Origin of the sequence: Streptomyces sp. NPDC086519 (assembly GCF_040686075.1) — a bacterium.
GTDB classification, from domain to species: domain Bacteria; phylum Actinomycetota; class Actinomycetes; order Streptomycetales; family Streptomycetaceae; genus Streptomyces; species Streptomyces shenzhenensis.
Map to the genome: position 1 here is coordinate 92,266 of NZ_JBFBJL010000015.1, position 11,342 is coordinate 103,607.

The 11,342-nt window shown below is 73.0% G+C and carries 12 protein-coding genes; all 12 read right to left on the reverse strand.

Going from position 1 to position 11,342, the window contains the following annotated elements:
• The coding region (locus tag AB0P24_RS16595; RefSeq protein WP_365794465.1) for an AMP-binding protein at positions 1 to 1,098 on the reverse strand (1,098 nt) is incomplete at its 3' end.
• A gap of 33 nt (positions 1,099 to 1,131) precedes the next feature.
• Entirely contained in the window at positions 1,132 to 1,707 is a 576-nt protein-coding gene (locus AB0P24_RS16600; RefSeq protein WP_365794467.1) for an FcoT family thioesterase, read from the reverse strand.
• Positions 1,704 to 2,594, reverse strand: coding sequence for a TauD/TfdA family dioxygenase (locus tag AB0P24_RS16605; protein WP_365794469.1), 891 nt, complete (start codon positions 2,592 to 2,594; stop codon positions 1,704 to 1,706). Before AB0P24_RS16605 ends, AB0P24_RS16600 begins: the two co-directional genes overlap by 4 nt.
• 72 nt (positions 2,595 to 2,666) lie before the next feature.
• Entirely contained in the window at positions 2,667 to 2,909 is a 243-nt protein-coding gene (locus AB0P24_RS16610; RefSeq protein ID WP_365794471.1) for an acyl carrier protein, read from the reverse strand.
• Positions 2,906 to 3,970, reverse strand: coding sequence for a beta-ketoacyl-ACP synthase III (locus AB0P24_RS16615; RefSeq protein WP_365794473.1), 1,065 nt, complete (start codon positions 3,968 to 3,970; stop codon positions 2,906 to 2,908). The genes AB0P24_RS16610 and AB0P24_RS16615 overlap by 4 nt, the downstream gene beginning before the upstream one ends.
• A 46-nt stretch (positions 3,971 to 4,016) precedes the next feature.
• The gene (locus AB0P24_RS16620; protein ID WP_365794475.1) at positions 4,017 to 5,402 is read right to left on the reverse strand and encodes an MFS transporter; all 1,386 of its coding nucleotides are present in this window, start codon (positions 5,400 to 5,402) and stop codon (positions 4,017 to 4,019) included.
• Between the two features lie 221 nt (positions 5,403 to 5,623).
• Positions 5,624 to 6,379, reverse strand: a complete 756-nt coding sequence (locus AB0P24_RS16625; RefSeq protein ID WP_365794477.1) for an aspartyl/asparaginyl beta-hydroxylase domain-containing protein — start codon at positions 6,377 to 6,379, stop codon at positions 5,624 to 5,626.
• Between the two features lie 156 nt (positions 6,380 to 6,535).
• On the reverse strand, positions 6,536 to 7,141 hold the full coding sequence (locus AB0P24_RS16630) for a sigma-70 family RNA polymerase sigma factor (protein WP_365794479.1): 606 nt from the start codon (positions 7,139 to 7,141) through the stop codon (positions 6,536 to 6,538).
• Between the two features lie 226 nt (positions 7,142 to 7,367).
• Positions 7,368 to 8,051, reverse strand: a complete 684-nt coding sequence (locus AB0P24_RS16635; RefSeq protein WP_365794481.1) for a hypothetical protein — start codon at positions 8,049 to 8,051, stop codon at positions 7,368 to 7,370.
• A 134-nt stretch (positions 8,052 to 8,185) separates the two neighbouring features.
• Positions 8,186 to 8,713 carry a copper chaperone PCu(A)C gene (locus AB0P24_RS16640; protein WP_365794483.1) on the reverse strand — a complete coding sequence of 176 codons (528 nt, stop codon included), beginning with the start codon at positions 8,711 to 8,713 and terminating at the stop codon, positions 8,186 to 8,188.
• Entirely contained in the window at positions 8,710 to 11,028 is a 2,319-nt protein-coding gene (locus AB0P24_RS16645; RefSeq protein ID WP_365794485.1) for a heavy metal translocating P-type ATPase, read from the reverse strand. Before AB0P24_RS16645 ends, AB0P24_RS16640 begins: the two co-directional genes overlap by 4 nt.
• Positions 11,028 to 11,303 carry a hypothetical protein gene (locus AB0P24_RS16650; protein ID WP_365794487.1) on the reverse strand — a complete coding sequence of 92 codons (276 nt, stop codon included), beginning with the start codon at positions 11,301 to 11,303 and terminating at the stop codon, positions 11,028 to 11,030. Before AB0P24_RS16650 ends, AB0P24_RS16645 begins: the two co-directional genes overlap by 1 nt.
• Positions 11,304 to 11,342: the final 39 nt, after the last annotated feature.

Sequence of the window (11,342 nt, forward strand, 5' to 3'; positions counted from 1 at the left end):
GGAGGTGGATCTGAGCGGGGTGGCCGAGGGGGAGCGGGAGGCGGCGCTGGGTGAGTTGTTGCGGGCTGATCTGGCCGAGCGCATCAGCGGGCCGCCGGGGACGTGGGCGGCCGGGGGCAGGCAGACGGCGGTGTTGCCGGTCTCCGTCAGGCCGTAGATCTGCGCGAACTCGCAGTCCAGGACGGTGAGGCTCTCCTCCAGGAGGGCCTCGGAGATCGGGGAGCCGCCGTACACGGTCTTGCGCAGGGTGGTGAAGTCGACGGCGGTGACGCCGGGTTCGGTGAGCATCATGCGGAGCATGGCCGGGACCACGCAGGCGGTGGTGACGCCGAGGTCGCGGATGAGGTCGACGGCCTGCCGGGCGGCGAAGGCCCGCATCGCCACGATCGTCGTGCCGGCGTTGAGGTTCTGGGTGGCCCACCACAGCCCGCCGACGTGGAAGCCGGGGATGCCGACGAGCGCGATGTCACCCGGCCGCCAGTCGATCCAGTCCAGCCCCTCGCTCGCGAGACCGTCACGGATCGCGAAGAAGCTGCGGTGGGCGAGCACGACTCCCTTGGGCAGGCCGGTGGTGCCGCTGGTGTAGAGCTGGGCGACCGGAGTGTCGGGCGTGGCTTCGAACTCGGTCTCGGCGTCGGGGTGTTCGGCGCGCCATTCGAGAACCGAGCCGAGACCGACGACCGTCTCGGGCGGGGCGGTCGGCATGCCGCCGACGATCGGCGCGAACTCCTCCTCCAGGAACAGCAGCCGGGTGCCGGAGTCCTGGAGGATGTGGCTGACCTCGGGCGCGGTGAGCCGCCAGTTGACGGGGACCAGGACGGTGCCGGTCTTGGCGCAGGCGAAGAGGACCTCGTAGTAGTGCTCGGACTCCTTGCCCAGGTAGGCCACCCGGTCGCCCTCGGTGAGCCCGGCGGCGCGCAGCGCGTGGGCGAGGCGGTTGCTCGCGGCGTGCAGGTCCGCGTAGGTCAGGGTGCGGCCCTCGCAGAGCACGGCGGGGGCGGCGGGTCGCCGGTCGGCGTGGAAGCGGGCGGTCTGGACGAGGGTGGTGAGTTCGGGGTGGTGCAGCCGGTGCCGCACCGGCTGCGTACGTGTCTGCATGGACGTTCTCCCGTTCGGCGGGGCATCGGTGAGTCAGGGGACGTTGACGAACGCGAGGGTCGCCTCGCCGTCGCACCTGCCGCCGTCGCCGTCCCAGTAGCGGTACGACGTCCGCGCGTGGAGGAAGGGGGCGCCGCCGCCGGGGGTGCGCCGGGTGACGGAGTGGAACTCCATCTCTCCGGAGAAGGCACGGGGGTCGACGGGGCGGCGGAAGCTGCCGGCGAAGCGTGCGATGAGGATGTCGGGGAGCTGGTGGCGCCAGAAGTCGTCCGGCGTCCAGGACCCGAACCCGGTCAGGAGCCCTTCCCGTACGGACATGGCGACCAGGTAGTACATCATCTGGTTGTAGGCGATGTTGGCCTCCACCGAGTTCAGGTGGCCGGTGTCGTCGATGTAGCAGGACTCCGGGATCGCGAACTCGCAGCGGACGGCGGAGAGTCCGGCGCCGGCGGTGACGAGGGCGGATCTCAGGTACTTGCAGTTGTCCTTGTAGGGCACCAGGACACGGGCCAGCAGTTCCTCGTCCGTGGCGTACGTGGCACAGGCGGCGTACGTGGCGTTCGAGTCCTGTGGCGGGGCCTCGGGGCGGTCGGCGGCGGGCGCGGTCACGCGGCCGGTGTCCCGTCGTACAGGGTGCGCTCGTCGTGGACGGTGAGGCGGTGGGAGACCGTCGGTTCGGGTGTCGTGGTGTGGCGGGCGCGGTGGATCAGGCTCCGGTTGTCCCAGATCAGCAGGTCGCCCTTCGTGAAGCTCTGGAGGTGGATGTTGCCGTGCTCGAAGGTCTCGTCGAGCTGTCCGGTGGCCTCGAAGAGCCGCTTGAGCAGTTCCTCGTCGAGCGGGTTGCCGTCCGCGTCCTCGATGCCGACGGTGAAGCCCTCGCTGATGTAGAGGACGGTCTCGCCGGTCATGGGGTGGATGAAGGTGGTGGGCTGGACGACGGGCGGGGTCCTGGTCTCGACCTCCTCGATGACTTCGCAGAGGGGGCGGTACACGTCGTGCGGGCGGATCTTGAAGTACTTGCGCACGGAGTGCCGGCACCGCGTCCCGGCGATCTCCTTCTTCAGTTCGGCGGGCAGCGCCTCGTAGGCCCGGCCCATGTCGATGAAGTACGTTCCGCGGTTCTTCTCCGGGATGACCAGGGGGTAGATGAGGGTGATGCCGAAGGGGTCGGGCATGAACTGGTAGTCGGCGTGCCAGAACTTGCCGGTCTTCGGCACTCCTGTCTGCCTGCCGTTCTCCGGGACGTTGGAGGAGACGAATATCTCCGGGACCTCGGGGTGCTCGTACATCGGCTCGTAGTAGGTCTCGGGGCGGCCGAGGCGCTCGCCGAGTGCGAGAAACTCCCGCGGGGCGAGGTCCTGGCCCTTCAGGACGGCGATCTTCTTCGTGTAGACGGTCCGCTTGAGCGTCGCGATGTCGGCGTCGGACGCCGTGGTGTGGTCGAAGTCCTCGACGGTCGCGCCTGGTCCGGCTCCGGCCTGGTCCGTGATCCGCATGGTCGTTGGTCCTTCCGCGGGGTGCGGGGGTGGGGTTCAGGAGTGGGGTTCAGGGGTGGGGGTGCGCGGGGTTCAGACGGTGGTGGCGCGGCGTGCGTCGATGAGTGCGGCGATCTCACCGAGCGTGAGGCCGGGCTGGAGTTCGTCGTCGCCGACGGTGACGCCGAGGTCGCGTTCGATACGGATGCTGATCTCGACGGTGGTCAGGGAGTCGACGTCCAGGGCGCCGAGGGTGGCCTCGGAGCGGATCAGGGCGGCGGGGGTGTCGTGGAGGCGGGTGAGGATCCCGACGAGTTCTTCGTAGGTACTGGTCATGGTGTGGTCCGTTCCGATTGCGGATGCGTGGGGAGCGAGGGCCAGGTCAGCAGGCAGGAGCCCCAGGTGAGGCCGCCGCCGAAGGCGGTGAGCAGGAGGCGGTCGCCGGGCCGGATCCGCCCTCGGGCGGCGGCGTCGGCGAGGGCGAGCGGGATGGAGGCGGCGCCGGTGTTGCCGACGGAGTCGACGTTGGCCACGCAGCGTTCCCGGGGCAGGCCCAGGTCGTCGGCGACGGAGTGCAGGATGCGCAGGTTGGCCTGGTGGGGGACGAGGTGGTCGACGTCGTCGGTCTTCCGTCCGGCCCGGTCCAGAGCGGTCCGCGCCGAGGCGGCCATGCGGGTCACCGCGTGGCGGTAGACCTCCCTGCCGCGCATCGCGAAGTGCCGCTGGGCAGGGGTGGGTTCGCCGCCGTGGGCGTACGGCCGGCGGGAGCCGCCGGCGGCGACCATGATCAGGTCCTCGTGGGCGCCGTCGCTGCCGAGGTCGACGTGTCCGACCGCGCCGGGCTCGTCCGGGTGCCCGGCGCGCAGGACGACCGCTCCGGCACCGTCGCCGAAGATGATCGCGTTGGCCCGGTCCAGCGGATCGACGATCGTGGAGTAGGTGTCCGCGCCGATCAGCAGGACCCGTGCGGCGACCCGGGAGGCGATCAGACCCGCGGCGGTGGCGAGGCCGTACACGAAGCCGGTGCACACCGCGCCGACGTCGAAGGCCGCGGCCCCGTCGAGCCCGAGCCGGGCCGCGACCAGGGGCGCGGTGGCCGGGCAGGGGCGGTCCGGGGTGGTCGTGGCGACGATCACCGTGTCGGCGGAGCCGTCCCCGGAGCCGCCCTCGGCGGAGCGCAGGGCGAGCCGCCCGGCCTCGACGGCGAGGTCGGAGGTGGCCTGGCCGGGGTCGGCCAGGTGCCGGCGCCGGATCCCGGTGCGGGTACGGATCCAGGTGTCGTCGGTGTCCAGCCGCTCGGCGAGTTCGTCGTTGGTGACCACGCGGGACGGCACCCACCCGGCCAGTCCGCACAGGACGGCCGCCGGGGCGGACGGGCTGGGGGCGTTGCTGGGCACAGCTGTTCTCCTGACGGGGTGGGGAGGAACGGCGGGTTGAGGAGAGTTACCGGGAGGTAGCGGTTCCGCGCAGGGCCAGGACCAGCAGGCCCCCGCAGCCGAGACCGGCCGCGACGGCGAACACGGCGGACCGGATGCCGGTGAGCAGCGCGTCGTCCGGCGGGTCCTGGCCGCTGCCGCCCGCCAGAGCGACCAGCAGGGCCAGTCCCACCGCGCCGCCGACCTGGAGGCTGGTGGAGGCCATGCCGGACGCCACCCCCTGGTCCTCGGGGGCCGTCCCCGAGCCGGCGGCGATCCACATGCCGGTCCAGGCGGCGCCCTGGCCGAGGCCGAGCAGCACGATCCCGGGCAGCAGCAGGCCGTACGGGCCGTCCGCGGTGAGCGCGGCTCCCAGGGCGGCGGCTCCGGCCGCACCGGCGACCAGACCGCCGACGAGCATGCGCCGTACGCCGACGGCTGCGACGGCCCGTTCCCCGGCCTGGGTGCCCAGCGCGGTCACCACGGCCGGTACGAGGAAGGCGAGGCCGGTCGTGAACGGGCCGTAGCCGCGCACGTTCTGGAAGTACAGGGTCAGGAAGTAGGGCAGCGAGTTGAACGTGGCGCTGTAGAGGGCGGTGACCGCCATCGCCGCGGCCAGACCCCGGTGTGCGAACAGCCGGGCCGGGACCAGCGGGTCGCGGGCGCGGGACTCGACGACGGCGAACAGGGTCAGGAGGACGACCGCGAGACCGGCGGCCGGCGGGACGGACGGGCTGGTCCAGCCCGCCTCGGGCGCATGCACCAGGGTGAACACCAGGAGGGTGATGCCGCCGGTCCCGCAGAGCGCGCCGGTCACGTCGTAGCTCCGCGCGCCGAGGCGTGGGCCACCCGGACGCGGACCGTCCGCGGGGAAAAGGCTCCGGCCGGCCCACGCCATGGCCGCCGCCACCGGCACGTTGACGAAGAACACCGACGGCCAGCCGAACGCGCCGACCAGCACCCCACCGAGCAGTGACCCCAGGCAGAGGCCGCCGGCCCCCGCCGCACCCCACACCGCCAGGGCGCGGTTGCGGGCCGGTCCCTCCTCATAGACCGTGTTGATCAGGGAGAGCGTGGCCGGGAAGAGCAGCGAACCGCCGATGCCCTGGACCGCGCGGACGGCGACGAGAGTCCCCGCCGACTGCGACACCCCGCCCACCAGGGAGGAGGCGGCGTAGACCAGGGCCGCGGCGACGAACGTGCGGCGCCGGCCCAGCAGGTCCGCCGTCCGGCCGCCCAGCAGCAGGAAGCCGCCGCTCGTCACGACGTACGCGCTCACCACCCACTGGAGGTCGTGCGCGGAGAAGCCGAGGCCGGTGCCCATGTCGGGAAGCGCGACGTAGACGATGTTGTAGTCGAGCGCGATGACCAGCTGAGCGAGCGCGAGAACGAGAAGCGACAGTCGTGCACGCATCGGTCGGCCTCCTCCTCACGCCTGAACGGGAAACGGCGGTGAATTCGAACTCGATATCCACGCCGGTCGATCAATTTCGGTCACCATAACACCCCGGAGAAGGCTTGAGAATGATTCGCCGGAAAACATTTCTCCGCGACTTGGATCGCATTTTCCGGCACGCCTGAATTCCGGCGGACAGAAATTCCGCCGGCTGAATTCGCGGTACGGGTTGCGGGCGGTCAGCCGTCACCCATCAGGCGCCTGATCTCGGTGATGAGCGCGACCAGCGCGCGCCTCTCCGGAACCGTCGTCTCCGGATGCCACAGGTCCACGAGCAGACAGGTCCGCGGACGCTCGCCGTCATTGCGCGCCTCATGCTCGAAGGAATAGTCGAAGAGCAGGCATTTCCCCTCCCGCCAGGAACGGCTCTCACCCGCCACGGTGATACTGCAGCCGTCCGGAATGTCGACCGCGAGATGCAGGTTGATACTGAAGTTCCACAGGTCGCTGTGCGGGGCGATGACGGCCCCGGGGAGCAATGTCGAGAAGTGGGATTCCAGGAGGGGGCAGATCTTCCCGGTGTCCACCGCGAATTCCTTGAGCACCCGGTACGCGGTGGGTGCGGGTCCGGCCGACTCCTCGACCAGCGCCCCTCGCCGGTACAGGTAGAGGGCCTGCCAGTCCTCCTGTCGGGTCAGGTAGTGCTCGTAGCCCGAGAACGCCTCCCGCCGTCCCGCCCAGGCGGCGGTCAGCTCGTCCTTGACGGCGGGGTGGGCGCTCTCCAACGCCTCGACGATCGGGGCCAGTTCGGGATACCCGTGCGGATCGTGCCACGGGGTGGCGGACAGTCCCGGCAGGATCCACTTGGCCTGCTTCTGCAACGGGTGCCGTGGGCCGCCTCCGCCGGGCTCCAGCATCCGTTCCACACGCAGGAGGGAGTCCGTGCCGTGGTCGCCTCTGATCGCCGCGAAGGCGGTCTCCATCTCGGGTGTCATACGGGCCCCTCCCACTGGTGCCACGACCGGCTCCACGAGCCGGTGTCGCACTAGTAGTCGGACGCACAGGTGAGCGGGTTCCCGCGGGTTTCCGCCGATCGCCCAGCCGGGCGGAGCCGTTGGTGCTCCCCCGGCGGGGAGCACCGACCCGTCCCGTCAGGCCGCCGGTGCGGCCGGGGCCTCGGCGCCCAGGAACTGCCGTTCCAGAGCCGCCCGGGCGCGGGACACCCGGGAGCGGACGGTGCCGACGGCGCAGCCGGTGAAGCCGGCGGTCTCCTCGTAGGAGAGGCCGACCACCTGGGTGAGGACGAACGCCTCACGGCGTTCGTCGGGCAGCGCGTCCAGCAGATCGAGCAGGGCCACGCCTTCTTCGAAGCCCGGCAGGCCGCGCGGCTGGGTGCGTTCGACGGCCGCCTGCCAGTCGGAGGTGTCGGCGAGCCGCGGCCGGGCGGCGGCGTGACGGAAGCTGTCGGCCACCGCGCGACGGGCGATGGACAGCAGCCAGGTGCGGGCCGAGGCCCGGCCTTCGAAGCGGTGCAGGCTGCCGAAGGCCCGCACGAAGGTGTCCTGGGTCAGGTCGTGGGCGGTCTGGGGATCGCCGCTGAGGTGGACGACGTAGCACAGCACGTCGTTGTGGAGCGCGCGGACGAAGCGCTCGGCCGCATGGCGGTCGCCACTACGGGCGGCCAGCGCCCAGGCGGTCGCCGCCGCGTCCGTCGCGGCGCGTTCCGTCCGGGAAGCGGGCAGGACGGTAGCAGTCACGTGATGTCCTTCTCGGGTCGTCCGGGGCCGGCCGCTGGGAGCGGCGGCGCACCGGGACTTGGGGTGCGGCCGTACCCGGTGGGTACGGCGATGCCCGGGGCCCGTCAGGAGGCGTCGGCGCAGGGCGGCACGCGGACGTACCGGTGTGAAGCGCCGGCAGGAGGAACTGCGCGCGAAGGCGGCAGGACGGAAGGCGAGACGTGAGGCCCCGGTGGTTCCGGCTGTCTCAGGCGACAGCGGCACCCGTGGGCGGGGCCCGAGAGGTGAGGGAACAGCACAGCAGAAGGCGCGCCGGAGCCGGGACGTCGGTGGCGCGGCGCCTGCCCGCGAGCGGGCGCGGGAGCGGCGCGGGGCCGGCGAGCAGCATCCGCAGCGGGGCCACCAGCCGGGTGGCCGCGGCCCGCAGGACGCTGAAGAAGGCACGCTCGCCGTACGCGAGCCAGAGCCCGCACAGGATGGCGGCCAGGAGGTGCGCGGCGAACATGCCGTACGTGGTGGCGCCGCTCATGCCGGCCATACCGTGCGTGTGCTGGGCACCGGCCATGGTGTGCGCCATGGACCCCATGTCCATGCCGCCCATCTCCATGCCGCTCATGCCCGTCATGGAACCCGCGGCACTCACGGCGGCGCCCTGGCCGGGCACCGCAGCAGGTGTGAGCTTCTGTGCCAGCGAGAACGCCTCGTGGAGCACCGCCTGCGCCACCGTCACCACCGTGACGATCTGCGTGCGTTCGCGCTCACGCCCGGCCAGCAGCCAGCCCGCCGTGCCGGTCCCGGCCGCCCCGGCCGCCATCGCCCACCAGGGGACGGAGGTGCCGGACATGATCACGTGGCCGAGGGCGGCGAGCAGCACGCAGGCGGCGGCGAACACACCGGCTCGCAGCGCACGGCACCACCCTCGGACAGTCATAGCCCGCCCATCCTCGCACCCGGCGTCCGCTCGTCGTCAGGGGATACGTACGGGCACCCGCCCTCCGACTCACCGGCCGAACGGTAACGCACCTCACACCGGGTGACCGGGAACCCGGCGGGCGGTCGGCACGACTACCGGAACGGGGCACTCCCCGGACGCACCGCCACCGCAAGGACCTTGACCCGCCCACTGTGCCGGAACTCCAGGACGAAGGGCACCAGGTCGCCCGAGTTCCACTTCCCGGCCGGAGCGGGCACCGCCAGATCCACCCCCTGCGGCGACATCGTGACGCTCCCGCCCGCCGGTATCCCGACGGAGTCGACGGTGGCGCGGTAGGCCGCGTTCCCGTCGTTCATGCGGTGCCGGCCGAGCGTGACGGCGCCGGTGACGTCGCGCGAGGTCACGCGTGTCAGACGGTCGGCGGAGCCGCCCGTGTTCTCGATACGGAAGAACGCGGCCGTCTCCCCGCCCCCGGCGGACGGCAGCAGGACGCGCCCCTCGGTGACGCTCATCCGCGGCGGGCTGCCCGCCCTGCCGGTGCCGGTCCAGACGGTCAGGCCCGCCAGCGCCACCGTGCACGCGGCGACGGGAACGAGAGCGGCGAGCACGCCGTCCCGCAGCCGCCGCCGGGCGCCGAGGGCCGTGGTCGTCCACCTCACAGAACAGCCGCCTTCCCGTTCCGCGCCCCGCGCCCCCGGCCTGCGCCCCCGCGGCGCGTCGGCTGCCAGCGGCGCAGCCGCAGGCTGTTGGCCACCACCAGCACCGAACTCACCGACATCGCGGCGGCGGCGAGCATCGGGTTGAGCAGCCCCACCATGGCGAGCGGCACGGTCACGACGTTGTAGCCGAAGGCCCACAGGAGATTGGCGCGCATGGTGCCCAGAGTGCGCCGGGCCAGCCCGACGGCGTCCACGAGCGCCTCGATGTCACGGCGCACCAGGGTCAGGTCCGCCGCCCCGATGGCCACGTCGGTGCCGCCGCCCATCGCGATGCCCAGGTCGGCGCCGGCCAGCGCGGCGGCGTCGTTCACACCGTCGCCCACGACCGCGACCCGCGAGCCCTCCGCCCTCAGCCGCCGGACCAGGCCGGCCTTGTCCTCCGGGGAGCAGCGGGCGTGCACCTCGTCGATCCCGAGCGCCTCCGCCACGGCCCGCGCGGGGGCCTCGCGGTCCCCGGTGGCGAGCACCGGGCGGATGCCGAGGCGCCGCAGCCGCTCCACGGCACGGTAGCTGCCGGACCGTACGAGGTCGCCGACGGCGATCAGCGCCACGGCCCGGCCGTCCACCCGGACCACCACGGGCGTGTACGCCTCGCCCTCCGCCGCGACCAGCGCCTCGGCCAGCACGGGCGGCAACTCGCCGTCCGGAACGGCCACTTCGACCGTACGACCGGTCACGCGCCCGGTGACACCCCAGCCCGCCCTGGCGGCGAAGCCGGTCACGTCCGGCAGCGACTCCTGGTCGGCCGAGCGGCGCGCGTACGCCGTGACCGCCCGCCCGACGGGATGTTCGGAGCCCTGCTCCACCGCTCCGGCCAGCCGGACCAGTTCCTCCTGGGCCGGGCCACCGGGCACGGTGGTCACCCGGGCGACGGTCATGTGACCGGAGGTCAGGGTGCCGGTCTTGTCCAGGACGACCGTGTCCACGTGCCGGAGCGCCTCCAGTGTCCGCGGCCCGCTCACCAGCACCCCCAGTTGCGCCCCGCGCCCGGTGGCGGCCATCAGCGCGGTCGGGGTGGCGAGCCCGAGCGCACACGGGCAGGCCACGACGAGGACGGCCACGCAGGCGGTGAGGGCGGCCTGCGGGTCGGCGCCGGCGCCGAGCCAGAACCCGAGGACGGTCACCGCGATCGTCAGCACCACCGGCACGAACACACCGGCCACCGCGTCGGCCAGCCGCTGCGCCCGCGCCTTGCCCGCCTGGGCCTCGGTGACGAGCCGGGTGATCCGGGCCAGCCGGGTGTCCGCGCCGACGGCCGTCGCCCGTACGAGGAGCAGCCCGCCGGCGTTGACGGCCCCGCCGACCAGCGCCGAGCCGGGGCTCACCTCGACGGGCTCGCTCTCGCCGGTGACCAGGGACAGGTCCACGGCCGAACTGCCCTCCGCCACCCGCCCGTCCGTGGCGACACGCTCACCCGGGCGCACGACGAAGAGCTGGCCCACCCTCAACTGCTCCATGGGAACGGACCGCTCGCCGTGCTCGTCACGGACCGACACCTCCTTGGCGGCCAGGCCCGCCAGCGCGCGCAGGGCCGCCCCGGTCCCCCGGCGTGCCCGCGCCTCCAGGTACCGCCCGGTCAGCACGAACAGCGGCACGCTCACCGCCGCTTCCAGGTAGACGTGCGCCGTGCCGTCCGACGCCGACGCCGACGCCGACGGCAGCAGGCTGAACGGCATCCGCATGCCCGGATCGCCCGCTCCCCCGAGGAACAGCGCGTACGCCGACCAGGAGAAGGACGCCACCACGCCCAGCGAGACCAGCGTGTCCATGGTGGCGGCGGAGTGGCGCAGCCCTCGTAGCGCGCGCTCGTGGAAGGGCCACGCGCTCCACACCGCCACCGGCGCCGCCAGCACGAAGCACAGCCACTGCCAGTTGCGGAACTGCACGCCGGGCACCATCGACAGCACCAGCACGGGAACGGCGAGCAGCGCGGTGCCGAACAGCCGCTCGCGCTCCTGCCGGGCGGTTGCCCCGGCCCCGTCCGGGTCGGCGTCCGCCGTCCGCTCGTCCTCCCGGCCGGGCGGCGCCGGCAGGGCGGCCTGGTAGCCCGCCTGTTCGACGGCCGTGACGAGTTCCTCCGGCGCGACGCTCGCCGGGTGGCTGACCCGGGCCGTCCCGGTGGCCAGGTTCACGGTCGCCGTGACGCCGTCCAGCCCGGCGAGCTTCTTCTCCACCCGCCGCACACACGCCGCGCAGGTCATCCCGCCGACGGTGAGGTCCGTGACCAGGAGGCCGGCCACCGCTTCGCCCGCCATCACCGCCCCCTTCCGTCCGTCATCCCCGGCATGTCCTGGGTGCTCCCGTCCGTTCCGTGCATGTCCTTTGCGCCGCCGCCGCGCCCGCCTCCGGTGTTGCCGGCGGTCCCGGTCCCGTGCATGCCGGGCGCCACCGGCCCGGCGGCCTCTCCGACCGCGTAGGACGCCGAGAACACGAGGACGAGCAGCAGCAGGAAGCCGCACAGCGCCGGGGGCGGCAGCGGCATGCGGGCGATCGCGCCGGCGGGGTGGGACGGTTGTCGGATCTCGGCCATGCTCGACCTTCCTGGTCGCGTCGAGCCGTCGTGCAGCAA